Genomic DNA, 26,691 nt, shown 5'->3' with positions numbered 1-26,691 from the left:
AGGGCCTTAGTCAAAGTCTATGAATTGCGAAGGATCAATGGGGTATCCATCACTCCAAAGTTCAAAATGTAAATGCGGTCCTGTAGAGAGTTCTCCGGTATTACCCACTATTCCAATTACTTCACCAGAACTAACCAGGTCTCCCTGCTGCTTACTCAAAGAGGAGTTGTGTTTATAGGCGGAGATCAAATTGTTTCCGTGATCGATTATCATTACATATCCTGTATCTGTTGTCCAACTGGCAAAGATCACGGTGCCGTCTGCAACCGCCTTAACAGGAGCATCTTTGGCGGCAACGATATCTACAGCAAAATGCTTGGCATTAGGATCATAAGCATCTGTGAGGGTTCCGTTCACTGGAGGGAAGAGCACAAAGTTCTTTTTGTTGTCTGCCTCAAAAATGTTGTACTTGTCTTCTTGCTCTACTTGATCGCGTAGCAGTGAATCTGCCTTAGAAGCGTGTAAGTTCACCTCTGAGAGGTCTATTTTGGCCGCTTCAATAATAGAATCCCTATTAAAATCTACCGTAGATACATCGCCACTCAACACGCGTCTTATAGAAGCAATATACTGCTGGTTCATAGAAACTACCTGTTGCAAGGAGTCTGTGGTATACGCCAAAGACGTCGCCTTGTTCTTCAGTGAGGTTGACGAATAACCCGGAATATACTCCCGCAAGGGTGTAAATGCAATGATCAAAGTGGTGATCCCAATGAGAAAAACCGCAAATAAAGTTGAGAAAACAAAGACGTTTAGCCGATTCAGTTTAAAAGAGAATCGTTCTTCAAAGGTGTCGTCGTTGAGCACTACCAGTCGGTATTTGTACAACAACTTGCGCGAAATTCGTTGTCTTCTTGATTCTTTCTTATTCATAAATCGGACCCTTACCGACAAAGATAATTAAACAGTGCTAGCCAGTGCTAAAGTTGGTATAAAAACGTTTTTTCTAACGAATTCTTGTTACATTTGTTCAATAATACAAAGACTATGAACGCACTTTTCATTCCAATGGCAATCGGTTGGCCTCAAATAGTTTTGATTGCAGTAGTGGTATTGCTGCTTTTTGGTGGCCGTAAGATCCCAGAACTCATGCGTGGATTAGGAAGCGGAATCAAAGAATTCAAGGACGCCTCCAAAGAGGACGATTCCAATAAAAAGATAGAAGAATAATCCCGAGAAAATATATAGAAAAGCCGCTTTAAAGCGGCTTTTTTTATGACTTGTCGGCAAACTTCAGCGACTTTAATATCGCCTCAAGTTCAAACTGGTAATCTCGTTTATCTATAGAGGGGGCAAAGGTGAAACCTTCAACGATCAGATAACGATTGTTCGCTTCATCTCTAATGGCGTAGTTTACAAATGGTCCGGCCATCCATTTATCGCGTACTTCCCATGTTCCCTTGGTCTCATAGGCAAATCGGCCATCGATCTCTGCTTCGAAAATAAAAGGTGAATAGGCCTCTTCGGTAATAAAACGTCCGCCTTCATCTACAGTAACATTATCGCCGCCGATTGAATCGCGCAGTTTTATAATGTCGTTGATCACTTCTCCCTGCGGATCTATAGCGTCTAAGCCTACTTCATATGCTATGATATTCAAACTGCCTGTTCGAATGTCCTTGCGGATCCAAAAGAAATTGTCTTCTTGTTTGGCCAAGCGGTAGGCAGTAGGAATTAGCATATTAACCCCCATCTTTTCTTGCAATGGAGCCGTGTTCATAAGGGATTTATTGATTCTTCGCTGCTTTTCCGTGATCTCGGTCGCCTTTATAGCAGCAATGATGTCTCCTGATTTTTCGTTGAGCTGGGCAATGAGGGCATCCTTATCCGGAGCTCCAACAAAAACACCGAGTTGTGGCTTGGCATATGGGTTTTTGGCGTAGCGCACATAAGTGCTGTCAGATTGCGTGAACTGCACAAAGGTGCGGTTGTACTTGGCAAAACCTGAAAAAGCAGATGGTGGGATCTGATTCATGTTGAACATCGGTTCATCTTGAGGGAGTCCATCTACAGGTGCAGCAAATACCGAACGTACTGCTTCCCCTACTCGGCCTTCCCAAAGCTCGTTAGACATCACGATCTGTAGGTTGTTGATATTTCCGTTAGATTCTGCGTATATGCGGGCTGATTCCTTATTGGAATCTGTGCAAGAGGCTAAAACCAACAGCCCCACTAATGCTAAAAAGTATCGTATTTTCATTGTTTGATTTTTTTACCCCTTGGAGACCTTAAGTTTCATTCCGGGTTTTAAAGCATTACCGCTAATATCGTTCCAAGATTTTATGTTTTCCACGCTAACGCCAGGAAATTTTTGAGCTATACTCCAAAGCGAGTCTCCTTGCTTTACGGTGTAGACCTTTGCTCCTTGACTATTGGTCTGGGTAGTGGTGGTCGACGTAGCCCTTGATCTGCCTGGGTTTCTGGGGTAAATGGTAAGTCTTTGCCCTACCCTTAAATTATCTCCTCTAAGGTTGTTCCAGCGCTTTATTTGCGAAACACCTACCCCGTATTTTTTTGCAATTTTTCCTAAATAATCACCGCTGCGGACACGATATCGGATCTTCGCATCTTGTGCTACGAATTGCGGCAAGGGCTTTTCTCTCTGAGCGATCTCTTGGGTTGCTAGACCATAAATGGCGTCTTCGTTCGCAACAAATGGACCCACTGCCTGAACGGGCAATCGCAAAACGTAGTTTTCATCCTTTACCACGGGAATAATGCCTAAAAAATAGCTCGGATTTAGGAACTGCAATTGTTCCACGGGAACATTGGTGTATCGAGATACTTGCTCCAAAGTAATGAGCTGCTTCACCTTTATAGTATCTGTGGCAATATAGGGCGTGCTTGGCAAAGTCGGTTTAAATCCGTGCTCTTCGGCATATTCAAACAGATACATTGTTGCTAAAAAGCTCGGCAGATAACCTGCAGTTTCTCGTGGCAAATTATTTCTGATATTCCAATAATTGGTATAACCTCCTGATCTGCGGATGGCCTTAGATACGTTACCAGGGCCAGAATTGTACGCTGCCAGCGCCAAGTCCCAATCCTCAAAGGAATTATAAAGACTCTTCAGGTATTTACAAGCCGCTTCTGTGGCCATTAAAGGATCTGAACGTTCGTCTACATAGGAACTCACATCTAAACCGTAAATCTTGCCGGTTGTGAACATGAATTGCCACAAGCCAGTGGCTCCAACACGAGATTTTGCGGTAGGGTCTAAGGCAGATTCTACGATGGCAAGATACTTGAGTTCTAGGGGGATTTCATGACGATTCAGTGCCTCCTCAAACATCGGGAAGTAATAATTGCTACGCGCCATGAGTTTGCCCATAGATCTGCGCCTGTTCTTCAAATAGTATTTGATTACGCTCTCTAGCTGCGGATTGTATTCTACATTGAACGGCGTTTTGGCGTCTATGGCCTTTAGGCGTTCTTTAAGTAATTCTGTGGGAAGCTCTTCGTATTCGACAGGTTCGTAGTCGAGGTCGGTAATGGTGGTATAAAGCTCTTCGTAAAGCGTGTTGTTAGACAGTTCGCTCAACCATAGACTGTCCATTTTACTGGCTAAAGGGTCGTCCTTTAGGTCGAAAATAACAGAATCTTTTGTAACCGTGGCGAATTCCACGCTACTAAAATCTCCCTGATTCACTGCAGTTACCAGGGTGTCTACAACTTGAATGGTGTCTCGTGGCAACTGGCCTTGAACACCGCTATTCTCTTGTGCGCTCAGTCTAGCATCGGCGCCCAAAATCAGCAACAAAAAAGATAGAATAAGGGCTCTCATATCATCGTGCAAAATAAGTATTCGCGCTGGCAAACACAATTGTTTAACGTTTCTTTGCTGCCCTATAATATAAAACCCGCCAATTAGGCGGGTTTTTGATAGGTTTTTGTGTTTATCTGATAATCAGTTTCCGCGTAGCTGAACTGCTATCAGAGACTACCTTAAGTAGATACATCCCAGACGGTAAGTCGGCACTTAACGCTTTAGGACCAGCACTTCCTGATAGATCAAAAGAAGCAACCTGCTTTCCAGTTATATCATAGATTACTGCCGATTGCAGCTGCTCACGCCCTTGATAATCAAGTGTAAATTCTCCGTGAGATGGATTTGGGCTTATGATTAGGCCATTTTCAAGATCGAATTCGTCTACATTAAGACCATCGTCAACAATAAAAGACATATTATCTATCATGGTCTTTCCCGGACCTGTTCCCGGTTCAGGAATTACTGCAGTAACTCTAATGCGTGCATCCATGCCCTCTACACCAGAGAGTAATCCGCTAACATCAATGGTTTCCGAATAGTTGACACTTAACAAGCCAGATCCAATAAAGGTGTCTGTCCAGATATTAGATAAGGGTGTGCCGTCCATTCTGTAAACGTCAATGCGCAATTCGCGCGGCACAGTGATTGGATTTCCTAAACCAAAATCAAACTCCGCAGTAAAGTCAAAAGAAAAGCTTGCAGCGACAATAGTGCTCGGAATACTGACCACCTGCTCCAATATCCACTCGGTATTGTCAATATTTGAATCGAAAGAAGAAAAGGCTGCAAAAGAACCGTCGGACGGTCCTATCTCAGCCAGACAACAGCAAAGGTCCACGGAATCCGACTGTACCCGCCAGTTTTCTGTACAAGAAGTAGCGCCTGCATCCACGCCATTAACAGCATCTATGGCCCAAGGCGCCAAAGTCCCATCTTCAAAACTGCCGTTACTTAATAATTCAACTTGTGCAGTTGAAAGGTTTACAGCCGCAATTGCAGAAAAAAATAGTAGTGCTTTTTTCATCTTTTTAAAAATTGGTTACTATTATATAGTGTCAAGATATAATATAAGGTTGCTTAAATAGTTAATCTAAAATCGCGGCAACTCCAGGAAGGGTCTTGCCTTCCAGCATTTCTAACATTGCGCCCCCGCCAGTAGAGACGTAGCTCATGCCTTCTGCCAATCCAAATTGCTTGGCTGCCGCCACAGAATCTCCACCGCCAACAAGAGAAAAAGCTCCGTTTTCAGTCGCCGAAACTATAGCCTCTCCAAGGGAAATAGTGCCATTTGCAAAGCTTTCCATTTCAAAGACTCCAACCGGGCCATTCCAAAGTATGGTTCTAGATTGAGACACTACTTTAGCAAAAGCTTCGCGTGTTTCGGGCCCAGCATCCAAGCCCATCCAGTTGTCTGGTATTTGATCGATAGGACAAACCTGAGTATTGGCGTCGTTCGCAAATCCATCCGCAGCTAATACATCCGTAGGCAAATGAACATGAACCCCTTTGGCCTCTGCTTGTTTTAGGATCTCAAGAGCGAGCTCCATTTTGTCGTCTTCTACCAAGGAATCCCCAATAGAACCTCCTTGGGCCTTGATGAAAGTAAAGGTCATTCCTCCGCCAATGATCAGGTGGTCAACCTTGTCTAGAATATTTTCTATGATAGTGATTTTTGACGATACTTTTGCCCCTCCTAAAATAGCCGTTACCGGCTTTTCTGAGTTGTTTAAAACCTTGTCTACACTGGCTATTTCCTTGGCCAAAAGATGCCCAAAGCACTTTTGCTCTGGAAAGAATTGCGCAATTACCGCAGTGGACGCGTGCGCTCTATGCGCAGTTCCGAAAGCATCGTTCACATAGACATCTCCTAAGCCAGCAAGCGCTTTGGCAAAAGCCTCATCTCCCGCTGTCTCTTCTGCGTGATATCTCAAATTCTCCAAAAGCAAAATCTCTCCAGGCTGCAGCTCAGCAGCTGCGGCCTCTGCAGCAGACCCAACGCAATCGTCAACAAATTTTACATTAACTCCGAGTAAATCACTCGCAGTTCCAACTATATGTTTTAATGAGAATTCTTCTTGACGGCCTTTGGGTCGTCCCAAATGTGACATCAGTATACAGCTGCCACCAGCCTCCAATATTTCAATAATGGTAGGTTTAGCAGCTTCTATCCGAGTAGTATCGGTAACTTGGAATTCATCGTTTAGCGGTACGTTAAAATCTACGCGGATCACCGCTTTTTTGTTACTAAAATTAATGTCGGCTAATGTTTTCAAAAGGACTGTGTCTTTAGATTAATTAATAGTTTGAAACGCGGGCAAGGCATAGGGAAGATTGCCTCTTTTACGGCTGTAAATATAGCAGATTTTGAGGTGTTTATATCCTGTCAAAACGTTTATCTTTAGGCCATGCTTTTTAAAGATGTTTTGGGTCAGAATCACCTAGTCTCTCATTTGCAAGTTTCTGCGGAGCAAGGTCGGGTGCCGCACGCCCAATTATTTGTTGGTCCCAGCGGTGTAGGTGTCTTGCCCATAGCTTTAGAATATGCCGCTAAGTTATTGTCAATGAGCAACTTAGACAGCCAAAACACTGTAGTTGAGCGCGTTAGACGGCTGCAGCACCCAGACCTGCATTTTGTGTTTCCTGTAGCAACTACTGCGGAGGTAAAAAAGCATCCTGTTTCCGATCTGTTTTTAGATTCATGGCGGAGTTTTGTCGCTGAGAACCCTTACGGCAGTCTGTTCGAATGGTATCAACACATTGGGATCGAAAATAAGCAGGGGCGCATTGGCGTAGACGAAGCCCAAGATATGGTCAAAAAACTTTCTTTAAAGGCGCACCAAGGGGGCTATAAGGTTATGATCGTTTGGATGGCCGAAAAGATGAACACGGAATGTGCCAACAAGATCCTTAAGTTGGTAGAAGAGCCTCCTGCAGATTCTGTACTGATCTTGATTACCGAGAACGACGAACAGATTATTGGTACCATACGTTCACGCTGTCAAAAATTGAACTTCCCTTTACTTCCGCAAGAAGCCATAGCAACAGGTTTACAAAACAAGTTTGATCTTGATACTGCTACAGCTCAAGCTCTGGCTAAACGCGCTGAGGGTGATTTTAGCAAGGCCGTACATCTTCATCTTCACGACGGCGATAATGTCACTTTTGAGCGGTGGTTCTTGTATTGGGTTCGAACAGCCTTTAAAGCAAAAGGAAATAAAATGGCCATCAATGATCTGCTTGCCTGGAGCGAAGAAGTTGCAGCCAGCGGTAGAGAAACTCAAAAACAATTTCTGGCCTTTTGCACAGAATTCTTTAGAGATGCGATGCTGATCAATTACGGCGCACAAGAAATTGTATACTATATTCCGGAGAGTCCCGACTTTGATCTTCACAAATTCGCTCCTTTTATTCACGAAGGCAATATTCAAGAAATAATTGCCAATATTTCTTCTGCTTTATATCATATTGAGCGCAACGGAAATCCGAAGATCATCTTTTCCGATCTGGCCATTTCTCTTACTCGTTTAATCCACAAAAAAGCATCATAAGTAAAACTTATTGCTTTTTTAACCCTTCATAGTTCGAGCTTATAAATAATGGCCTCAAATAAGCCGTTTTAAGCGCGTTTTAAGTTTTGGCCTAGTACATGGGTATTTATAATGACGAAAGCTATTTAGCGGCAATCTATAGGTAAATTAGCGCTTTCGGAGCACATAAATGAGAGAAGAATACTCTCCACTGCTCCAAGCAGACATATTGGAGCGTAAACCATTAAAGAAAGCTCGGATCAAATTAGATTTTCCATTTCGGTATTTCTCTGAAAGCAAACTCACATAAAATGAATCGAAGACCATAGGTTTAATATCCTCGACAAAGAAATGTTGATTGGTCAATTCTAAAATGCTCTTTTTTGAAAAGTGCCATAAATGTCTAGGCGCATCGTAAGCCGCCCAATCGGATTGGTAGTGTTTAGCATCCCAGCTTTTAAAATTAGGAACAGCAATTATTAAAATTCCCTGCTCTTCGAGTTGGGTATGAATCCACTTGAGATATTCTTTAGGGTCTGGCAAATGTTCTAGAACATGCCACAGGCTAATTGCAGTTGGTTTTGGTATCAAACCGTCAGGGCGTTCCTTAAAAAGATCCAGATCTTTTACTTTCGCTAAAGCTCTCGCTGCCGAATTGGTTTCGATTCCTGAAACTGACCAACCACGAGTTTTGGCATACAGCAAAAAGCCTCCTGTACCGGCGCCAATATCTAAGAGCACTTTTTTGCCAACAACGTGAGATTCTACTAAGTTCAACTTAGAGCGCACAGACCAAAATTTGACCATTTGGTAGACCCTATCCACAAAAGATCTTTTAGCATCAGTGTGCGAAATATAGTCCTCGCTCTCATAATATTTTGCTAGCTCTTCCGGAATAGGATCGGTATATAACATGTCCAGCTCCGCATCATAAAGCAAACTAAATAACTCTCCACTTAAGAAGTGATCTTTGACTTGCAAGTGGGTTTTTAAGTCCGATCTGTTTTTGTTCATGTGCAGATGTTCCACGTGGAACATTTAAAATTATCGGCCCATATAAACGAGTAAAACCGAAATATCATTCGGAGAAACTCCGCTTATTCGAGATGCCTGAGAAATGGTTGTTGGGCGAATTGTAGAAAGCTTTTCTTTAGCCTCAAACGACAAAGACTTGAGTTTAGAATAATCGAAATTATCTGGAATGCTAATTCCTTCTAAGCGATTAAGTTTGTCTGCATTGCTTTTCTCTTTTTCGATATAGCCTGCATACTTTACTTGTATCTCGGTTTGCTCCAAAACCTCATCGCTAAGTTGATTGTCGTGGATATAATCAAAGACCGCAGGGATCTTTTTCATATCGTCCATAGTAATCCTAGGGCGCGAGAACATACGCACCATTTTATCGCTTTGCTTAACGGTAGCACTGTCTTTAGATTCCAAGATCGGGTTGGCTAATTCCGGACTTACGCTAGTTGTTTTAAAGAAATGAATAAAGGCGTCTGCCTCGGCCTGTTTCTTCTCCATATTCACCAAGCGCTCTTTGGACGCCAATCCTATCTCGTATGATTTTGGAGTAAGCCTAAAGTCGGCATTATCTTGTCTAAGCAAGGTTCTGTATTCTGCTCTAGAGGTAAACATACGATAAGGCTCTTCTGTTCCTTTGGTGATCAAATCGTCAATCAATACACCAATATAGGCTTCACTTCTTTTAAGAATAAAAGGATCTTTTTCGTGCACTTTTAGGTGTGCATTTATACCCGCCATTAAACCTTGTGAACCCGCTTCTTCATAACCAGTTGTTCCGTTGATCTGGCCAGCAAAGAACAAGCCTGAAACCAATTTTGTCTCTAGGGTATGCTTTAATTGCGTAGGTGGAAAATAATCATACTCGATGGCATAACCTGGTCTAAAGAACTTCACATTTTCAAAACCAGCCACAGAACGCAAGGCTTTAAATTGTACTTCTTCTGGCAAGGAAGTAGAGAAACCATTTACATAATATTCTACCGTATGCCATCCTTCTGGTTCTACAAAAAGTTGGTGTCTATCTTTATCTGCAAATCGGTGGATCTTGTCTTCTATAGACGGACAATATCTAGGGCCAATACTTTTTATTCTACCATTGAACATAGGTGAGCGGTCAAAGCCTTCACGCAACAAATCGTGCACCAAATTACTGGTGTACGTCATATGGCAAGAACGTTGTTTTGTCAGCGGCTTGATCTCCGGTAAATAAGAAAACTTGGCTGGATCATCATCTCCTGGCTGCTCAAGCATTTTTGAAAAATCCAAAGATCGACCGTCAACTCGAGGCGGTGTTCCGGTCTTCATTCGACCTGCGTCGAAACCGAGATCAACCAGATCTTTTGTTATTCCAACTGCAGCGCGTTCACCTGCTCGACCCCCTCCAAATTGTTTCTCGCCAATATGAATTAGGCCGTTGAGAAAAGTACCGTTAGTTAACACTACCGCTTTTGCTCGCACCTCGATTCCTAAACTGGTTTTTACGCCAGCTATTCTATCACCCTCGACAATAAGCCCAGAAACCATTTCCTGATAGAAATCCAGATTCGGGGTTTGTTCCAATAGCGCTCTCCATTCCGCAGCAAACAGCATGCGATCACTCTGAACTCTCGGACTCCACATGGCAGGGCCCTTTGATTTATTGAGCATTTTAAACTGGATCGCCGTCTTATCACTTACAATCCCGCTGTAACCACCAAGCGCATCTATCTCTCGAACAATTTGCCCTTTAGCTATACCGCCCATAGCGGGGTTGCAACTCATCTGAGCTATATTCTGCAAATTCATGGTGATCAATAAAGTCTTTGATCCCATATTCGCGGCAGCGGCGGCAGCCTCAGATCCGGCATGCCCTGCACCAACAACAATTACATCATACGATTCAGCAAACATAAGCGCTACATTGTTCCACGTGGAACATTAAATTTCTACGCGGCAAAGATACTACATAAAAGATTACCGAAAAAGTAAGATTTTAGACTATATATTACTGATTTTCAAACAGTTGAATGGCTTCTTCCTCAGCTAGACGCATCTTTTTCGCTTCAGATTCTGTTTTATCCTTAAAACCAATGCAGTGTAGGACTCCATGCGCCATTACTCTGCATAATTCCTGATCATAAGTAACATTGAAATCCTTGGCATTATCCTCTATGCGCTCTAACGATATAAGAATATCTGCGCAGACCTTCTTACCTAAGGTGTAGTCGAACGTGATTATATCCGTAAGGGTGTCATGATTCAAATACTGCTGATTGATCTCCAGTAAATAATCATCATCGCAAAATAGATAAGAAATATCACCAGCATCATAACCGTGCTTTGCACACAATTCTTCTAACCAAGACGTGACCTTTTCCCAAGACAGGATCTCATGGTCGGTTCTGTTCTCAAAGTTGATGTTATCCATCGTTTCCTTTAAAGTACTCTTGTACGCGCTTTTTATAATCGCGCTTCATCGGCAGGGCTTCTCGGTTAAGAATTTCTGTAGTATTGAAGTATTTCTTAACATCCAGACTAGAAGGTAACAAGGGGTTTGTATAATCCCTTTTATTGGTCTCAGACTCTCTGCGCTGTTCCTGTCCCTGCTCAAAAGTCGCCTCATCTAACTTAAGCATCTCGTACTTGAGTTCTGTCATTTTTTGCAAAGTTCGCTCATTGAAACCTTTTTCCAAAAGCTCCTCTTCTATCTCTTCCATTTTCTTGAGAATATCTCCTCCGGAGCCTTTCAGGCCCTCCTCTCCCATTTTATCCTCTAACTGCTTGCGCAGCATTTGTTGTTCCTGATAGATTCTAAACAACTCACCATTTAAGTCCTCGTCTGAGCTACCATTACTTTCTCCGTTTCCATTATTAGAGCCTTGACCTTCGCCTTGACCTTCACCTTCTCCTTGGCCTTCGCCTTCTCCTTGCCCCTGGCCTTCACCTTCACCCTCACCTTCTTGACCTTGTTTCATGCCTTGTTGCATTTGCTCATTCAGACTTTCCTGTGTCTTAATAATATCAGGTAATTGGAAGCCTCTTCCTTGGCTACCCGAACCCGAGCCTGCACCCATCATCATCTGATTCTGCATGCTGTTTAAAGCATCGCTTAAAAGTACCGCCAGGTCATTAGCACCTGTAACTGTATACTGCTGACTAGTCACTCCCATCATTACGCGGTTCTCGGCCAAACGCTCTAGCGACTTTTCTATGTTGAAAGAGACATCGGTAAGTAACTCATTTATGCTATTGCCTATCATGGGTTGTCGCAGCGCCAAGGCAAAAATAGAGTCGTCTATATGCTCAAAGTGCTGCTTTAAATTGTTCTGCATTTTAAGCTTGGTGGAGAAAATAGCACTGTTGTAATCAATGCGTTTAAAGTCTTCCATCAAGGCCTCCTGTTCAAAGGAAAACAACACCAAATTATCTAAGATCTGCCGCAACATATCAATGTCTTCTTCCATGCCTTCCATAGAGGCACCCGCCATTTGCTGTTGCATTTGCTGACCCATTTCTTGCATTTTCTGCCCTGCTTTCTGTTGCTTCGGACTGGCCTGCTCCTGATCGTTGTTCTTTAAGTCTTCTGTAGCGTTCTGCTGGTCCTCTTGTACCTGCTTCTCTCCGGTTTTATCTTGAGGAATTGGCATCGGCTCCTTAAGCTCCTCGTTCTCCTTTCTGAGGTCTTCTAATTGCTTTTTGAGTTCTTCAAAGGCCTCGTTGAGTTTCTCTTGCTCCTCTTGGGTGTTCTCTTCGGAGGGAGCTTGGCTCAACTCCTCTTGTTTCTTACCCAGCTCTTGCAGATCGTTAGCTATTTTCTGCGCTTTCTGAGATACGTAATAACGCTTGGTCAACTCTAAGAGCTGTTCCAGATTCTTCTCCTGATTCTTATTGTTCTTGGCTAAACGCTCTAATTTTTCAGACAGTTCTTCTTTGTTGATCTTGTCTTGAAGCTCTTGCAGCTCCTTGAGAAGCTCTTCGTTCTTCTCTAACATCTCCTCATTTTCCTTGAGGCGTTCTTTAAGCTGTTCTTTAAAGGGATCTTCTTCGTCCTTTTGAAAATCCTCGAGATTGTTTTCCAATTGCTTCGAGAACTTTTTCATGAGCTCGTCTTGCTGCTCCTGCCGCTTAAAGAAATTCTCCAGCTTCTTCTTGTCATTCCAGTTCAAGTTGGCCTTTTCCTTTTGGGTTTTAGCCAATTCTTTGAGCAGCGCCTCGCGCTCTTTCATGTCTTTAAGAGTCTCGTCTAGATTGTCTATGGTCTCTTCTTGCTGTTCGAGCTGCTTGTCTTCGGACTCCGAATCTGTCAAAACACGATAAGAATATATGCCGCTCTTGCTACTTTTGCCTCCACGCAAACCATCGTTGTCAAAAACCTCGAAATAATATTCGTAGGCCACGCCTTTTTCTAAATTCAATTGTCCGGGAAAGGTCGCTACAAATTGGTCAAATGTGCCTTTGTTAATAGGCAGATCCTCTCGAACAGCCATGTTTTCTTCACCACTGGGATAGTAGACCAATTCCAGTTTCTTTAGGCCATAGTCATCAGAAATACGTCCTAAAAAATAGGCGATCTGATCATCTATACTGTCTTTTTGGGTGCTGAGTTGTATGTTGGGGTATTCGTCCTTAACAACGCTTATGTTGAAATTCAGATTCTCGTATTCTTTGAGTCTTGCGTTAGAAGTGGTAATGGCGTAATCTAAATCGTCAAACAGTCGTAAATCCTTGCTAAAGGCGTCAGACTCACCCTCAAAAACATAGGTACTGTCCTTGGTTTTAAGCAGGGCCTGTTCTGTCTTAACCGTTTGTAATTTCCAACTTACAGTAGTTCCTTCTGGTACGGTCGCGTTCCCGGAATTATTTAAAACCTCGTCTGCCTTGCCCGTGTAAGCGGGATAATCCAAGGCCATCTCCATGGCAACCAAAGTGGGAACCTCCACCACTTTTAAGGTGAAAGGAATGGAGTTCACGGAATTTGCGCTAAGGCGAAACTCAATGTCTGTATTGGGTCTTTTAAACTCGTATTGAAAAAGGCCGGGGCCTACGGGTTTCATTAAAAAACGTTGGCCATTATAGGTCAAATAGGCAGTTTCTGGCATCACATCGCCAGAGGTCGCTACGCGCAACACAAAGGGCTGGTGCTGTATAGCCTCTAAGGATTCGTTCTCTAAAAAGAAGGCAAAGGGTGCCGGTGGCTCATAGGCTGTATCGTAATTGACCACGCGCTTATAAGAATCTGTGAAAAGATCCTTCCCGCCCAAAACACTGATCACCAAAAAGAGTAAAACGGGAATGGCAACGTATTTCAAGTAAGGTAAATTTCCTGCGTAATTTATGGCGCGTTTAAAGGGTATGGGTTCTAACTCTGCCGCTTTCTGGTCTATACTCGCCGCCAGGAGTTCGGACTCCCTTTGGTTTTGATTGAGTTGAATCACGTTGAGTAATTTATCACTCACCTCCGGGAAGTGATTCCCGATAATCTTAGAAGCCTCTTCGTGGCTGATCCCTTTTTGCAATTGAAACAAGCGCGCTAGCGGAATTGCGATGAATCGCACAAAAAGCATTACCTCTACGGCCACAAAAGCCCAGAATAAAATAGCGCGTCCCGCAGAGTCCAACCATAAGAAATGCTCCACCAAAAGTGTGACTAACAAGTAGAGTAAACCCGCCGCTAGAAACAACAAACTACCCTTTATAAGGGCATTGGTGTAGTATTTTTTAATAAATTGTTCCAGCTTTTGCTGGATGATCACAAAGGTGCTCATAAGGCGCTATTACAGGCTTGTAAACTTCTAAATTACGATTTTATTTGCCAGATCGATCTGATTTAACAGTCGTTTAAGGAAGCTGCAAAGACCGTACCCAATCCGCAGTAAGCAAGACAAACCCACAACTTATGTTACAAGACCTCAAATACCTCTCTGCATTTTCTATTCCGGCAGTGGCTATATTTTCTCTTTGGATGGGAGAAAGCTGGGCCTACTTTACACCCGTTTTTGCCTTTGTGCTTATCCCTATCATGGAATTATTACTACCCGTAAACACCGAAAATCTAGATAAAGAAACCGCCGATTCCAAGTTAAAGAACAAGTTCTTTGATGTGCTCTTATATCTGAACCTGCCTATCGTTTACGGAATAATCGGATATTTCTTGTGGAGTTTATCTTGGGCCGACTACAGCACCTCTGCCATTATTGGTTATACCTTCTCTGTGGGGATTGTGCTGGGTGCCAATGGCATTAATGTAGCCCATGAGCTGGGCCACAGAAAAACAGCTTGGGAGCGTAGTTTAAGTAAAATACTCTTGTTGCCGGCCCAGTATATGCACTTTTACATAGAACACAATTTTGGACATCACCTGCATGCAGCTACAGAAAATGATCCTGCATCTGCAGCCTACAACCAATCGGTATACTCTTTTTGGTTCACCTCTACAACAAGGCAATATCGCAACGCTTGGCAAATTCAAAAGCGCCTGCTTAAAGCAGACAATTTGAGCTTTTTTAGCCTCAAGAACGATATGTTCTGGTATTTGCTACTGCAGCTAGCCTATTTTGGTGTGTGCTTTGCCTTTTTTGGGTTGATGGGACTCTTGCTGGCAGCCGTTATAGCCCTCGTTGGGATACTTCTCTTAGAAACCATCAACTATATTGAACATTACGGATTGCGTCGCACCAAAACCAAAAGCGGTCGCTACGAAAGGGTGTCAGAGATCCACTCCTGGAATTCAAACCACGTGTTGGGTCGTGTTATTCTTTATGAACTCACCCGTCACAGCGACCACCACTACAAAGCCAGTAAAAAGTACCAAGTATTGGAGTATCACGAAGTAAGTCCGCAGTTGCCATTCGGCTACCCAACCTCTATGGTCTTAGCTATGGTTCCGCCGCTGTGGTTCTCCATCATGAACAAACGCGTTCCCAAAGAAATGGTGGCGCTGCAAACAGCCGCTTAAGCGTTTAGATTTACTGTAGTCTGCCATAGTCATTCGAGCAATTAAACGTAAATTTGCGACCAAATTTTGCCAGTTATGAGTAATGCTGTACGCGTACGTTTTGCACCAAGCCCTACAGGCCCTCTACATATTGGAGGTGTCCGCACCGCCCTATTCAACTATTTGTTCGCTAAAAAACACGGCGGGACCTTTGTGCTCCGCATAGAAGATACCGACCAAACTCGTTATGTGCCGGGCGCAGAAGATTATATTATCGAGGCATTGAACTGGCTCAATATACCTTTTGACGAAGGCCCAGGAAAAGATGGTGGCTTTGGCCCTTACAGACAAAGTGAACGCAAAGCAAACTACAAGCAATATGCAGATCAGCTCATTGCTTCAGGACACGCCTATTACGCTTTTGACACTCCAGAAGCACTAAGTGATTTACGAGCGCAAGCCGAAGCCAACAAAGAAACCTTTAGCTACGGTTGGGCAAATCGCGACAACCTAGACAACAGTTTAGGGCTTTCTGAGGCCGAATTGCAAGAACGTCTGGCATCTGGTCTTCCGTTTGTGATCCGTTTTAAAACGCCCGCAGACGAAACGCTTACACTTAAGGATATTATCCGCGGAGAAGTAAAGGTGCATACCTCCACCCTAGACGATAAAGTACTTTTTAAAAGCGACGGAATGCCAACCTATCACTTAGCCAATATAGTAGACGACCATTTAATGGAGATCACACATGTAATTCGAGGTGAAGAATGGTTGCCTTCTTTAGCCTTACACTCTTTGTTATACCGCTCTATGGGTTGGGATGCGCCAGAATTTGCCCACTTACCCCTTATTATGAAGCCTGTTGGAAAAGGAAAACTCTCTAAGCGCGACGGTGACAAAATGGGCTTCCCGGTGTTCCCACTCCAGTGGAATCCACAAGAAGGAGCCCCTTCTGCTGGTTACAGAGAAGACGGCTATTTACCAGAGGCAGTAGTAAATATGTTGGCCCTTTTAGGGTGGAACCCAGGCACCGAGCAAGAGATCTTCTCTTTGGAGGAGCTAGTGGCTGCCTTTGACTTAGGGCGCGTAAACAAAGCTGGTGCTAAATTCGATCCGGAAAAAACCAAATGGTTTCAAACCCATTATATTCAACAACGCTCTGACGAGCAATTGGCCGCGGCCTTTGGAGAATTCCTAGCCGCCAAGAATATTAGCACTGCCATGGACCTAACTCCTGTGGTGGCTTCCTTAAAAGAACGCATCACTTTTACAGAAGATCTATGGACCCTAGGTTCCTTCTTTTTTGTTGCTCCGGATGCTTACGATGAAAAAGCGGCTAAAAAGGCCTTTAAAGAAGACACGCCAGCCATTATGCAAAAGGTGGTCGGGCTACTAAATCAAATAGAAGATTTTACTGCCGAGAATGCCGCTGCTACTGTAAAAGGCTGGATCCAAAGTCAAGAAATGGGCTTTGGCAAAGTAATGATGCCTTTACGCCTGAGCTTGGTAGGTTCCCTGCAAGGCCCGGATGTCTTTGAAATTGCCGCACTGCTCGGTAAAGCGGAAACCATCAAACGTATTGAAGTGGCTATAGCCTATATGTCCTAGAAATAAATAATCCCTCTTACAGCCAAGAGGTTGTTGTTTCCTTTAAGATCGCTCAACTCCGGATTGGTTCCGTTAAGCGCATTCAACGTATTGGTTAGCCCGCGCATATAAAGCAGGCTGATTCTAAAGGGTTCTATTCCGAAGGTCAAGCCCCCAACGATTCTAAAATCGATAGTAGAAAGATCTCTAAGGTCTTGTACTCGAGTTAGTGTATAACCCGCCACTAGGTTGTTCTGCTGACTCTCTTCTGCTGGTTTAAATTTACCTTGAACTGCAATGGCCGGACCAGCCTCCACGCTGAGGTGATGTCTAAAGATATTGTAACTGGCCAGGAACTGTAATTGAACCGATTGTTGGCTCATGTTCACTAGTTCGTCACCATTGATACCAACGGTTTGCAGGTCAACTTGTTGGTTGTAAAAGGTCACGGCATAGATAAAGTCCATGGTCTTGCTATAGGACCCACGTGTCTCAAGGCCTAAAGTGAAGCCATTGGAGCTGCTTAAAGGGAGATCGTCTGTATCTATATCGGAGAACAAATAACCTCCGGAGACGCCAATTTTGTTGTAATTTCTATCGATTCCTTGTGCTGCCGCAGAAAAATTTAGGAGCAGGACTGTAACAATTAGGGGGAATATATGCCTCATAGTATAGCTGAAAGCTGCAAATGTATTGCATTTTTCTTATCTTCTCTTAGTCATTTTATAACTTAAAAATCAACCCATGGAGTATATTCTTATTGGTCCTGCCCTCTTGTTCAGTTTACTGATCGTTGTGTCGGCTTTCTTTATAGTCAAGCAACAGACTGCCGCTGTAATAGAGCGTTTTGGACGTTTTATTGGCATTCGTAACTCCGGAATTCAACTCAAAATTCCCTTAGTCGACAGAATTGCTGGGCGCATCAACCTAAAAATCCAACAGCTGGATGTAATAGTTGAGACCAAAACCAAAGACGACGTGTTTGTGCGTCTTAAGATCTCTGTACAGTTTCAGGTAATCAAAGAAAAGGTATACGAAGCCTTTTACAAGCTAGAAAACCCACACGATCAGATCACTAGTTATGTGTTCGATGTGGTGCGTGCAGAAGTACCTAAAATGAAGCTTGACTACGTTTTTGAGCGTAAAGACGACATTGCTATTGCTGTAAAGCGTGAGCTCAATGAGGCTATGCTTGATTACGGCTACGATATTATTAAAACCCTGGTTACCGATATTGATCCGGACGTACAGGTAAAAGCTGCAATGAACCGAATCAACGCTGCGGAGCGTGAAAAAGTTGCTGCCGAATACGAGGCAGAAGCAGAGCGTATCAAGATCGTTGCCAAGGCTCGTGCAGAAGCAGAAAGCAAGCGCTTACAAGGTCAAGGTATTGCAGATCAGCGACGCGAGATAGCCCGCGGTCTGGAAGAGTCTGTAGATGTGCTTAACAATGTTGGTATCAACTCTCAGGAGGCCTCTGCCTTAATTGTGGTAACGCAACATTACGACACCCTACAGTCTATTGGCGAAGAGACCAATACCAACTTGATCTTATTGCCTAACTCTCCACAAGCAGGAAGTGATATGCTCAACAATATGATCGCTTCATTCACAGCCAGTAACCAGATCGGTGAGGAGATGAAAAAGCAGAACGCGGCTCGTGGTGTGGGGAAAAATAAATCGGAATAAATCATGAGATCCATTCTAATCCTGTTGTTCTTAGGCATTGGGTTTACAACATCGGCCCAAACCGAAGACGAACTTAAAGCCCTAGCTATTGCCCAAGCCAAAATTGCTTGTGAAGCCACAGAGAATTCGGACTATGAAACCCTCTTTGACTATACTATGCCTGAGGTTTTAGAACTAATGGGCGGCCGCGAAAGCGCTTTAGGCATGATGGCCGAAACCATGAAAAACATGGAAAGTCAAGGTTTTAGTATCACCAGCAGTGAAGTTATTGAAATGACAGGCTTTGCGTTTGAACAAGACCAGTATCGCTGTGTGATAAAGAACAAGGTGGTGGTAAGGATGAGCCCGGAGCAATCGACCCAGTCCATTTCTCATATGTTCGGAATCTATAAACCCGAACTAAACCGTTGGTATTTTATCGAGGGCGCACAACTCAACAATGAGGCGGTTATAGGGATGATCTTGCCAGATCTTAAAACGGCATTAAACGTCCCTCCAGATGAAAGAACAATGATAGACAACTAAATAAAGCCCCTGTATGAGGGGCTTTTTTTATGCAAGTTCTTGAGCTTCTTTGACCAGCAAGTCGTTGCGGTCTTCTAAAGCTTTGCTTATAAATTCTGTCGCTTCAGGTGTATTTTCCTGATCCTTTTTAAGCAGCACGCCTAACACCAACATCGCAGCAATTCGGGTACCTGCCTTTTTTGCAGCGGTTGCAAACAAGGGTTCCAATTCCTCATAAGACACCTTCTCTGCCAACTCAATTATACGGCCTCTAGTGGCGTTTCTCTTGTCTTCTGGTAGATTGGTGTACTTCTTTCCTAATTGCTTAATTAGATCTATCGCAGCGCGCTCAGGAGCTTGTTGTTTGGGTTTGTTTTGCTGCGGAACTTGGGGTTTCTGTTTTGCCCAAGTATCGCGCAGGCCAACGGTCTTGTTAAAGACCAGAGCCCCAGGCTTACTGTCCGGGTCTACATTGAAATAGCCCAAACGTTGAAACTGGAAATGTTCTAAAGGTTTTGCGTCTGCCAAAGAAGGCTCTAAACTCGCCTTGCGGATCTTTAAGGAATCTGGGTTCACAAACTCCATAAAGCTTTTGTCTTTGTGCGTGTCTGGCGATTCATCCAAAAACAAACGGTCGTATTCACGTACCTCTGCCTCTATGGCATGATCCGCAGAAACCCAGTGCAAAGTACCTTTAACTTTGCGCAAACTCGCCTCGGTTCCACTACCGCTCAGACTGTCAGGATCATAACTACAGTTGATCTGTGTGATATTGCCTGCAGCATCTTTCTCTACAGATTCCGCCTTAATAATATAAGCGCTCTTTAAACGAACTTCTCCGCCTAAGGTCAGCCTAAAGAATTTGCGCCCAGCTTCTTCTTTAAAGTCTTCACGCTCTATATAAAGTGTTCCTGAAAAAGGGATTTCTCTGTTGCCGGCATTCGGATCTTCTGGATTGTTTTCTGTTTCCAACCATTCCTCTTGCCCTTTAGGATAATTAGTAATCACCAGTTTAACTGGGTCCAAGACAGCCATCACGCGATTAGCTACTTTATTCAAGTCCTCGCGTACACAGTATTCCAAGTGTGAAACATCAACTAAGTTCTCACGCTTAGCGATCCCCACACTGTCTGCAAAATTCTTGATAGAATCGGGCGTATAGCCTCTGCGGCGCATTCCAGAAATGGTCGGCATACGCGGATCATCCCAACCAGAAACTACGCCTTCTGCCACCAATTGAGCCAATTTGCGCTTACTCACAACCGTGTGTGAGATATTTCTACGCGCAAATTCACGCTGTTTTGGGCGTAATTTTGCCGGGTCGTGGATCTGGTCTAAGAACCAATCGTATAGTTCGCGGTGGGGTAAGAACTCCAAAGTACAAAGCGAGTGAGAGACTTGCTCTACGTAGTCGCTTTCTCCGTGGGCCCAATCGTACATGGGGAATATGCTCCAGTCCGATCCTGTTCTGTGGTGATGCTTGTGCAAGACACGATACATGACCGGGTCGCGCATAAGCATGTTCGGGGAACTCATATCTATTTTGGCGCGCACTACGTGTTGGCCTTCTGGCATTTCGCCCGCTTTCATTTTAGCAAAAAGCTCTAAATTCTCTGCTACAGAACGATCGCGGTATGGGCTGGCCACACCAGGCTCATTAGGTGTTCCTTTTTGTTCTGCTATAGCTTCTGAGCTTTGAGAATCCACATAGGCCTTTCCGGCTTTGATAAGTTCTACTGTCCAGTTATACAACTCCTGGAAATAATCCGAAGCATAACATTCCCGGTCCCACTCGTATCCCAACCATTCGATATCGCGCTTAATGGCGTCTACGAATTCTTGTTCTTCTTTGGCTGGATTGGTGTCGTCAAAGCGCAAATTTACAGGTGCATTATAACGCTGACCCAAACCAAAATTCAAACAAATGGCAGAAGCGTGCCCCAAGTGCAAATAGCCATTGGGCTCTGGTGGAAATCTAAAGCGAAGTTGCTGGTTTGAATACGATTTTGAAAGATCGTCTTCAATGATTCGCTCTATGAAATTCAAGGATTTATCGTCGCTCACAGCCTTTGTTTTTAATGACTGACAAAGATACCAAAACCCAAGAATAATCTATCTTAGCGGAAAATTTTTTTAGGTGGGAATCATTCGCTTACATAACGTTAGAGTATACGCCTCACACGGCTGTTTAAAAGAAGAAACCATTATTGGTTCCGATTATCTGGTACAATTAGAAGTTAAGGCAGATCTTCAAAATGCCGCTGCTACTGACGATCTCAACGATACTGTGGATTACGTGCACCTAAACCGCATCATTAAAGAAGAAATGGCGGTACCGAGTAAACTGCTAGAAGTTGTAGCTAAAAAGATCAATACGCGCATTTTAGAGGAGCTGCCTATGGTAAGTTATACCAAGGTTTGCGTGGCAAAGATCAACCCGCCAATTGATGGCGATGTAGCCTCGGTAGAAGTTTGTTTAGAAGACCAACGCTAAAATCAAGGGAAACTTCCCGATTTACAACGAATTTTTTTACATTTGCCCTCCACAATGGCATCGTGGCCGAGTGGCTAGGCACAGCTCTGCAAAAGCTTGTACAGCGGTTCGAATCCGCTCGATGCCTCAACAAAAGAAAACCCGCTAGATCTTAGCGGGTTTTTTTATTCTGTAGTCTCAGTTTGTTCGCTCTGTAGTTCCTGTATACCCTGTTTAATGGATTGGTTTGGGAAGAATCCTTGGTAGAGTAAGATCAAGCCAAATCCTATAATAAGAATACTCACCCAACGCTTGGTTCTAAAAATAAAGCGCGGCGTCAGTTTAGAGCGCAATTTTTTAGCTAAGGTGATCTTTACTAGATCCGTAGAAAAGAAGACAATTAAGACGGTACTTAGAAAAAGGATAACTCCTTCTTTAGAAGAGGTAAGTGCATTAGCCATGATCATGGTTCCCATCCAACCGGCAAGAACACCAAAGTTCACAAAGTTTAAAAGGAAGCCTTTTAAGAACAAGCCAGGTAGGTTCTTTTTAACACTGACCGAATAGTGTTCGCGTACAATTTTTATAAAGGATTTAGAGATGCGGATGTAAGAAATGATCCCATAGATCACTAAAATAGCACCTCCAAAAATGATTAGATTCGGGTCGTTTTGCAGTTTTTCTAAGATCTTTTCTGTACTGAAATAGACAAAGACAATAAAGAGTATATCTGCAGTAAAAGCTCCGATATTAAAGAATAAAGCCGCCTTAAATCCCTTAGAAATAGCGGTTTCTATAAGCGTAAAAAAGACAGGCCCTAAAGCAAAAGCTAATAAGAAACCATAAACTGCCGCATATAATAAGCCGTCTGTCATACCCCATAAAAATACGAATATTTACAGGGGTAAAAAGTCAAAATTAGAGAAACCTTGGTTGCTTCAGAGAAGTCATAAAAAAAGCTCATAATTAAGAATAATTACGAGCTTTAAAATTGTTTGGTTGTGCCTTTAGTACATGCGTTCTATTCGGCCGCCGGCAAAGGTTTTCTTTTTGAGTTCGGCTGGTTCTCCATATACGTAGATATCGCCACCAGCAGTGACCTTCAGCTCTGCTTTGTCTTTGGCGTGGATCTCTGCTTCTCCTCCGGCAGCTATTGTTACTTTAGTATAAGAGGTAATTAGGTCTTGACCCTCATAAATTCCTCCAGTATTCAAGGTTACTTCTTGCCACTCGGTCTTGCCAGAGGTTTCTAAAATTCCACCGGTAACCGCGCGTGCTTTAAGACGTTTTACATCTAAACCAACTTTAATGGTACCTCCTTCTTGAGCTCTCAACTCCAAGTCGTCTTGAATTAAAGTTTCATTGACAGTGATATAAGAACCCTCGTTGGCATCGATAGTTGCAATGCTTTTAAAGTAAACGGCTACAAAGGTATCGTCGCCATTGAAACGCTTGTCAATCTCCATACGGATCTTGAGCTTGCCATTGTCATTGATAATCTTTACGTAATCTACATCACGGCCTTTGACCACTACCCGATTCTCATCGGCAGGGATCATATTCACCTCAATTAAGTCAAAAACCTTAAGGGTATCAAAATCTCCAACCTCTTTATTGATCTCTTGGGCAAAAAGTTGACTTGTAAAGACTAGGGCTATAAGTGTAATTATCTGCTTCATATTTCTTTTAGATTGCTACACTAAGGAGTCGCACTATCGCAAAATGTTACAGTGCATTGGGATAATTGTGATCTTCTTTGTGTCCGAGCAGGTTGTAATCCAACTGTTTTTTAACCAAATCGGCATTCTTTAAAGTGATATATACTTCATCTCCAAGCTGATACATTATTTTTGTGTTGACTCCAACTACAGCCATTTGGTCGCGGTCAAAATCAAAATGGTCTTCTTTAAGATCTCTTAAGGAAACCATTCCTTCACATCGATTACTTATGATCTCCACATAGATTCCCCATTCAGTGACTCCAGAAATAACACCTAAGAATACCTCGTCTTTGTATTGACTCATGTACTTGACCTGCATGTATTTAATGCTGTCGCGTTCTGCAGTAGAAGCTGTATATTCCATATCACTGCAATGACCACAATCTCTTTCGAATTGGTCTTTGTCTGCACTCTTCCCTCCGTCTAAATAATGCTGCAACAAACGATGCACCATAACATCCGGATAACGGCGAATCGGTGAAGTAAAGTGAGTATAATAATCAAACGCCAAACCGTAGTGACCAATATTCTCCGTGCTATAAATAGCTTTACTCATGGATCTGATCGCTAAAGTGTCTACCAAGTTTTGTTCTTTTGCTCCTTGTACATCTTTTAAAAGCTGATTCAAGGCGGCGGTGGTAGACTTTCTGTCTTTTACAGAAAAACGGTGTCCAAACTGATAGGCTATGTTTCCGAGTTGTGCCAGTTTTTCATCGTCAGGCTCGTCGTGGATTCGATAAACAAAGGTCTTTGGAGGATTTTGTTTTCCTATGAATTCTGCCACTCTTCTGTTAGCTAAAAGCATAAACTCTTCTATAAGTTTGTTGGCGTCTTTAGAAGTTTTAAAGAAGATCCCTTCTGGATTATTGTCTTTATCTAGATGGAATTTGGTTTCCACTTTATCAAAAGAGATGGCTCCAGCTTGCATGCGTTTTTTACGCATGATCTTCGCTAGAAAATCTAAAGTTGAAATAGCCTCAACTATTGGAGCAGGAACCTTGTAAGCACCTTCACGAATAGAAATATCTTCCGGAATTTCAACTTCAGTAAAAGGAGCTTGTTGTTTAGCTTCTATAACTACTTGAGCTTCTTCATAAGCAAAACGCGCATCAGAATAGGTTACTGTTCTACCAAACCACTGCGACTGGATCTGCGCATCCTTACTGATTTCAAATACTGCAGAAAAGGTATACTTCTCCTCATTAGGACGTAAAGAACAAGCATTGTTAGAAAGCACTTCCGGCAACATAGGCACTACTCTATCCACTAAATAAACAGAGGTGGCGCGCTCAAAAGCTTCTTCATCTAAAATGGTTCCTTCTTGTAAATAATGAGACACATCCGCAATGTGAATACCAATTTCATAATTGCCATTTTCCAAGACCTGGAAAGAGAGTGCATCGTCAAAATCCTTAGCATCTTTAGGGTCGATAGTAAAGGTTAAAACCTCACGCATATCGCGCCTTTTTTCGATCTCTTTTTGAGTGATAGAAGTATCTAACTGATCTGCAAAAGCTTGCACCTCATGAGGAAATTCATACGGTAATCCGTATTGCGCTAAAATAGCATGGATCTCTGTATTGTGCTCACCTTCAGGACCAAAGCTCTTTATAATACTACCAAACGGAGAGTCTGCAGATTCTGGCCAGTCTTCTAACTTAACCAGTACTTTATCACCATCTTGTGCTTTCCCGATCTTGTTCTTTGGAACAAAAATATCTACCGACAATTTAGAAGCAGAAGTATCTACAAAAGCGAAATTCTTTTGGATTTGAATGGTTCCGACAAACTCTGTGCGTTTGCGCTCGATCACTCTGGTGATCTCCCCTTCTAATTTTCCACCTTTTCTTCTTTTGAATATATAAACCTCTACTTTGTCTCCGTTTAAAGCTCTATTGAGATTGCTTTGTTTTATAAAGACATCTTCTTGCATGCCTTCTACAATAACATAGCCTTGCCCTCTGCTAGTAACATCTATAGTACCCTCGTGATAGAAGGATTTAGCAACTATCTTGAATTTCCCTCTATCGATCTCCTCCACTTGTCCTTTAGACTGTAATTGTCTGAGTTTTTTTATGATCTGATTGCGACCACTTGGATCTGTAACTTGTAATTTGGCTGCAATTTGTTTGTAATTGAAACTCCTGGAAGGATCTTTTTTCAGGATACTGAGTATGCTTCGGCTAAGCTGCTGAATATTAGTTGTTCCTTTTTTCTTTCTTTTTTTCTTCCCCATTAGAAACTTTAAGCGACAAAAGTAGACCAATAAAGCGAGAATGCATTTTTTAAGCCTAAAAGATTTGGTAAATTAGACTCATGGAGCGATTTGAAACTATAGCCATATTCACCTATCCTTCAGAATATACTGTACTAGAGCATCTGCTTCAGCAGCAGGCTATTCGCTATGTTTTTCAGAACGAGACCATGATCTCTGTCCTTCCTTTTCACTCCAACGCCATAGGCGGAATCAGACTTAAAGTACATCAGCAGGACAAAGAAACAGCTATCCAGATCATCGAAGATCTAAAATCCTCAGGCAGACTTCAAATAGTCTAAACAGTTTTTAACAACATATATAATTATCTCTTTTTTTCTTTTTTTTAAATTGAATTATTGATGCTTATTATAGGGTGTTGACAACTAGTAAAACTTCTTTTCAATAAATTTTGAAGGCGTTTAAAAAGTAGTTTATTGACGTGTTCTTAACAACTAATTACAGATCTTGTAGATTGATTTATAAAGGATTGAGAATTTAAGTTCACAACTGTGAATAACTCTAATAAAAAGTGAATTTTTAATAAGTGAATTTCACAACGGCTGTTAGAAACTTCCTGTATTTTTGTAATAAGTTCATTATAACATGGAATAATTAAAATTGGTTTGCTACAATTATTTTATAAGGAGCTTTTTTAATTGAAAAACCAAATTTATTTATCGATAGGCAGTAACAATTTATAAACATATAATCTACAGCCTATAGCTAATTACTCCTCCGTATTTGAATCAATATTGATATAAGTATAAGCGCGAAACCTTAAACACCACATTATGAATATCTCCATAGGAAACGACCACGCCGGTACCGAATACAAAGCTGCTATAAAGGCGCATCTAGAAGCCCAGGGTCATAAAGTGAGTAATCACGGGACCGACGATAGTTCCAGTGTTGATTATCCTGACTTTATTCATCCAGTTGCTACAGATGTAGAAAATGGCGCTGCAGACTTAGGGATCATTATTTGCGGAAGTGGAAACGGAGCTGCCATGACAGCAAATAAGCACCAACAAGTAAGAGCTGCCTTGTGTTGGACTAAAGAAATCACAGAGCTAGCCAGATTACATAATGACGCAAACGTACTTAGTATTCCAGCTCGTTTCACCTCTTTACCACAGGCTGTTGCTATGGTAGATGTTTTTTTAAACACGGAATTCGAGGGGGGTAGACACGCTAATCGCGTGAATAAAATTGCTTGTATGTAATA

Annotated in this window: 23 protein-coding genes and 1 tRNA gene; 10 read left to right on the top strand and 14 right to left on the bottom strand. The window is 42.6% G+C overall.

Annotation, left to right across the window (positions count from 1 at the left end; all coding sequences use genetic code 11):
- Positions 1-6: 6 nt before the first annotated feature.
- The gene (locus tag AC0J2F_RS07800) at positions 7-873 is read right to left on the bottom strand and encodes a M23 family metallopeptidase (RefSeq protein ID WP_473007161.1); all 867 of its coding nucleotides are present in this window, start codon (positions 871-873) and stop codon (positions 7-9) included.
- 114 nt (positions 874-987) lie between these two features.
- Between AC0J2F_RS07800 and tatA the strand changes: the two genes are divergently transcribed.
- Positions 988-1,170, top strand: a complete 183-nt coding sequence (gene tatA, locus AC0J2F_RS07795) for a twin-arginine translocase TatA/TatE family subunit (RefSeq protein ID WP_087523836.1) — start codon at positions 988-990, stop codon at positions 1,168-1,170.
- Positions 1,171-1,213: 43 nt separating this feature from the next.
- Here tatA and AC0J2F_RS07790 read toward each other — a convergent pair whose 3' ends face one another.
- The 4 genes from AC0J2F_RS07790 to AC0J2F_RS07775 form a co-directional block, all read right to left on the bottom strand.
- Positions 1,214-2,200 carry a DUF4837 family protein gene (locus AC0J2F_RS07790; protein ID WP_473007160.1) on the bottom strand — a complete coding sequence of 329 codons (987 nt, stop codon included), beginning with the start codon at positions 2,198-2,200 and terminating at the stop codon, positions 1,214-1,216.
- Between the two features lie 12 nt (positions 2,201-2,212).
- Positions 2,213-3,784 (bottom strand): LysM peptidoglycan-binding domain-containing protein, encoded by a 1,572-nt coding sequence (locus AC0J2F_RS07785; RefSeq protein WP_473007159.1) that lies wholly within the window; start codon positions 3,782-3,784, stop codon positions 2,213-2,215.
- A gap of 112 nt (positions 3,785-3,896) precedes the next feature.
- Positions 3,897-4,793 (bottom strand): T9SS type A sorting domain-containing protein, encoded by an 897-nt coding sequence (locus AC0J2F_RS07780; protein WP_473007158.1) that lies wholly within the window; start codon positions 4,791-4,793, stop codon positions 3,897-3,899.
- Between the two features lie 61 nt (positions 4,794-4,854).
- On the bottom strand, positions 4,855-6,042 hold the full coding sequence (locus tag AC0J2F_RS07775; RefSeq protein ID WP_473007157.1) for a phosphoglycerate kinase: 1,188 nt from the start codon (positions 6,040-6,042) through the stop codon (positions 4,855-4,857).
- A 132-nt stretch (positions 6,043-6,174) separates the two neighbouring features.
- On the opposite strand from AC0J2F_RS07775, the gene AC0J2F_RS07770 reads away from it, so the two are divergent.
- Complete coding sequence (locus tag AC0J2F_RS07770; protein WP_473007156.1) at positions 6,175-7,317, top strand: DNA polymerase III subunit; 1,143 nt, start codon at positions 6,175-6,177, stop codon at positions 7,315-7,317.
- A gap of 147 nt (positions 7,318-7,464) precedes the next feature.
- Here AC0J2F_RS07770 and AC0J2F_RS07765 read toward each other — a convergent pair whose 3' ends face one another.
- From AC0J2F_RS07765 to AC0J2F_RS07750, 4 genes are all read right to left on the bottom strand, one after another.
- Positions 7,465-8,310, bottom strand: coding sequence for a class I SAM-dependent methyltransferase (locus AC0J2F_RS07765; RefSeq protein WP_473007155.1), 846 nt, complete (start codon positions 8,308-8,310; stop codon positions 7,465-7,467).
- 30 nt (positions 8,311-8,340) lie between these two features.
- Complete coding sequence (gene mnmG, locus AC0J2F_RS07760; protein WP_473007154.1) at positions 8,341-10,212, bottom strand: tRNA uridine-5-carboxymethylaminomethyl(34) synthesis enzyme MnmG; 1,872 nt, start codon at positions 10,210-10,212, stop codon at positions 8,341-8,343.
- 94 nt (positions 10,213-10,306) lie between these two features.
- Entirely contained in the window at positions 10,307-10,729 is a 423-nt protein-coding gene (ybeY, locus tag AC0J2F_RS07755) for an rRNA maturation RNase YbeY (RefSeq protein ID WP_473007153.1), read from the bottom strand.
- Positions 10,722-14,066, bottom strand: a complete 3,345-nt coding sequence (locus AC0J2F_RS07750; RefSeq protein ID WP_473007152.1) for a hypothetical protein — start codon at positions 14,064-14,066, stop codon at positions 10,722-10,724. Before AC0J2F_RS07750 ends, ybeY begins: the two co-directional genes overlap by 8 nt.
- Before the next feature lie 131 nt (positions 14,067-14,197).
- Between AC0J2F_RS07750 and AC0J2F_RS07745 the strand changes: the two genes are divergently transcribed.
- Both AC0J2F_RS07745 and gltX read left to right on the top strand, forming a co-directional pair.
- Positions 14,198-15,256 (top strand): alkane 1-monooxygenase, encoded by a 1,059-nt coding sequence (locus tag AC0J2F_RS07745; protein ID WP_473007151.1) that lies wholly within the window; start codon positions 14,198-14,200, stop codon positions 15,254-15,256.
- 75 nt (positions 15,257-15,331) lie between these two features.
- Positions 15,332-16,843 carry a glutamate--tRNA ligase gene (gltX, locus tag AC0J2F_RS07740; RefSeq protein WP_473007150.1) on the top strand — a complete coding sequence of 504 codons (1,512 nt, stop codon included), beginning with the start codon at positions 15,332-15,334 and terminating at the stop codon, positions 16,841-16,843.
- On the opposite strand, the gene AC0J2F_RS07735 is transcribed toward gltX, so the two are convergent.
- A complete protein-coding gene (locus AC0J2F_RS07735) occupies positions 16,840-17,490 on the bottom strand; it encodes a hypothetical protein (RefSeq protein ID WP_473007149.1) in 651 nt (216 codons plus the stop codon). The two genes, gltX and AC0J2F_RS07735, sit on opposite strands and share 4 nt — an antisense overlap.
- 76 nt (positions 17,491-17,566) lie before the next feature.
- Here AC0J2F_RS07735 and AC0J2F_RS07730 point away from each other — a divergent pair, with 76 nt between their 5' ends.
- Both AC0J2F_RS07730 and AC0J2F_RS07725 read left to right on the top strand, forming a co-directional pair.
- Complete coding sequence (locus AC0J2F_RS07730) at positions 17,567-18,511, top strand: SPFH domain-containing protein (protein ID WP_473007148.1); 945 nt, start codon at positions 17,567-17,569, stop codon at positions 18,509-18,511.
- A gap of 3 nt (positions 18,512-18,514) precedes the next feature.
- Positions 18,515-19,036: a hypothetical protein gene (locus tag AC0J2F_RS07725; RefSeq protein ID WP_473007147.1), complete on the top strand. Its 522-nt coding sequence runs from the start codon at positions 18,515-18,517 to the stop codon at positions 19,034-19,036.
- Positions 19,037-19,063: 27 nt separating this feature from the next.
- Here AC0J2F_RS07725 and AC0J2F_RS07720 read toward each other — a convergent pair whose 3' ends face one another.
- Entirely contained in the window at positions 19,064-21,079 is a 2,016-nt protein-coding gene (locus AC0J2F_RS07720; RefSeq protein ID WP_473007146.1) for a glutamine--tRNA ligase/YqeY domain fusion protein, read from the bottom strand.
- A gap of 73 nt (positions 21,080-21,152) precedes the next feature.
- Between AC0J2F_RS07720 and folB the strand changes: the two genes are divergently transcribed.
- Positions 21,153-21,509, top strand: a complete 357-nt coding sequence (gene folB, locus AC0J2F_RS07715; protein WP_473007145.1) for a dihydroneopterin aldolase — start codon at positions 21,153-21,155, stop codon at positions 21,507-21,509.
- A gap of 56 nt (positions 21,510-21,565) precedes the next feature.
- Positions 21,566-21,636: transfer RNA gene (locus AC0J2F_RS07710), tRNA-Cys, on the top strand.
- Between the two features lie 37 nt (positions 21,637-21,673).
- Here AC0J2F_RS07710 and AC0J2F_RS07705 read toward each other — a convergent pair.
- The 3 genes from AC0J2F_RS07705 to rnr form a co-directional block, all read right to left on the bottom strand.
- Entirely contained in the window at positions 21,674-22,363 is a 690-nt protein-coding gene (locus tag AC0J2F_RS07705) for a LysE family translocator (RefSeq protein ID WP_473007144.1), read from the bottom strand.
- Positions 22,364-22,495: 132 nt separating this feature from the next.
- The gene (locus AC0J2F_RS07700) at positions 22,496-23,167 is read right to left on the bottom strand and encodes a head GIN domain-containing protein (protein ID WP_473007143.1); all 672 of its coding nucleotides are present in this window, start codon (positions 23,165-23,167) and stop codon (positions 22,496-22,498) included.
- Positions 23,168-23,213: 46 nt separating this feature from the next.
- Positions 23,214-25,445 carry a ribonuclease R gene (gene rnr / locus AC0J2F_RS07695; RefSeq protein WP_473007142.1) on the bottom strand — a complete coding sequence of 744 codons (2,232 nt, stop codon included), beginning with the start codon at positions 25,443-25,445 and terminating at the stop codon, positions 23,214-23,216.
- 80 nt (positions 25,446-25,525) lie between these two features.
- Between rnr and AC0J2F_RS07690 the strand changes: the two genes are divergently transcribed.
- A complete protein-coding gene (locus AC0J2F_RS07690) occupies positions 25,526-25,765 on the top strand; it encodes a DUF2007 domain-containing protein (RefSeq protein WP_473007141.1) in 240 nt (79 codons plus the stop codon).
- 492 nt (positions 25,766-26,257) lie between these two features.
- Positions 26,258-26,689 carry a ribose 5-phosphate isomerase B gene (rpiB, locus tag AC0J2F_RS07685; protein ID WP_473007140.1) on the top strand — a complete coding sequence of 144 codons (432 nt, stop codon included), beginning with the start codon at positions 26,258-26,260 and terminating at the stop codon, positions 26,687-26,689.
- Positions 26,690-26,691 lie beyond the last annotated feature (2 nt).

This window comes from Gilvibacter sp. CC01 (assembly GCF_055755295.1).
The sequence above is the reverse complement of the archived record's forward strand: the minus strand, read 5'-3'. Positions and strand labels throughout refer to the sequence as shown.

Bases quoted from the DNA above. Each gene is read 5' to 3' on its own strand.
- AC0J2F_RS07745 (WP_473007151.1), top strand. From the start codon at position 14,198: ATGTTACAAGACCTCAAATACCTCTCTGCATTTTCTATTCCGGCAGTG.
- AC0J2F_RS07705 (WP_473007144.1), bottom strand. From the start codon at position 22,363: ATGACAGACGGCTTATTATATGCGGCAGTTTATGGTTTCTTATTAGCT.
- AC0J2F_RS07700 (WP_473007143.1), bottom strand. From the start codon at position 23,167: ATGAAGCAGATAATTACACTTATAGCCCTAGTCTTTACAAGTCAACTT.
- AC0J2F_RS07790 (WP_473007160.1), bottom strand. From the start codon at position 2,200: ATGAAAATACGATACTTTTTAGCATTAGTGGGGCTGTTGGTTTTAGCC.
- AC0J2F_RS07765 (WP_473007155.1), bottom strand. From the start codon at position 8,310: ATGAACAAAAACAGATCGGACTTAAAAACCCACTTGCAAGTCAAAGAT.
- AC0J2F_RS07730 (WP_473007148.1), top strand. From the start codon at position 17,567: ATGGAGTATATTCTTATTGGTCCTGCCCTCTTGTTCAGTTTACTGATC.
- AC0J2F_RS07800 (WP_473007161.1), bottom strand. From the start codon at position 873: ATGAATAAGAAAGAATCAAGAAGACAACGAATTTCGCGCAAGTTGTTG.
- AC0J2F_RS07690 (WP_473007141.1), top strand. From the start codon at position 25,526: ATGGAGCGATTTGAAACTATAGCCATATTCACCTATCCTTCAGAATAT.
- rnr (WP_473007142.1), bottom strand. From the start codon at position 25,445: ATGGGGAAGAAAAAAAGAAAGAAAAAAGGAACAACTAATATTCAGCAG.
- AC0J2F_RS07780 (WP_473007158.1), bottom strand. From the start codon at position 4,793: ATGAAAAAAGCACTACTATTTTTTTCTGCAATTGCGGCTGTAAACCTT.
- gltX (WP_473007150.1), top strand. From the start codon at position 15,332: ATGAGTAATGCTGTACGCGTACGTTTTGCACCAAGCCCTACAGGCCCT.
- ybeY (WP_473007153.1), bottom strand. From the start codon at position 10,729: ATGGATAACATCAACTTTGAGAACAGAACCGACCATGAGATCCTGTCT.
- AC0J2F_RS07725 (WP_473007147.1), top strand. From the start codon at position 18,515: ATGAGATCCATTCTAATCCTGTTGTTCTTAGGCATTGGGTTTACAACA.
- AC0J2F_RS07750 (WP_473007152.1), bottom strand. From the start codon at position 14,066: ATGAGCACCTTTGTGATCATCCAGCAAAAGCTGGAACAATTTATTAAA.
- rpiB (WP_473007140.1), top strand. From the start codon at position 26,258: ATGAATATCTCCATAGGAAACGACCACGCCGGTACCGAATACAAAGCT.
- mnmG (WP_473007154.1), bottom strand. From the start codon at position 10,212: ATGTTTGCTGAATCGTATGATGTAATTGTTGTTGGTGCAGGGCATGCC.
- tatA (WP_087523836.1), top strand. From the start codon at position 988: ATGAACGCACTTTTCATTCCAATGGCAATCGGTTGGCCTCAAATAGTT.
- AC0J2F_RS07735 (WP_473007149.1), bottom strand. From the start codon at position 17,490: ATGAGGCATATATTCCCCCTAATTGTTACAGTCCTGCTCCTAAATTTT.
- AC0J2F_RS07770 (WP_473007156.1), top strand. From the start codon at position 6,175: ATGCTTTTTAAAGATGTTTTGGGTCAGAATCACCTAGTCTCTCATTTG.
- AC0J2F_RS07785 (WP_473007159.1), bottom strand. From the start codon at position 3,784: ATGAGAGCCCTTATTCTATCTTTTTTGTTGCTGATTTTGGGCGCCGAT.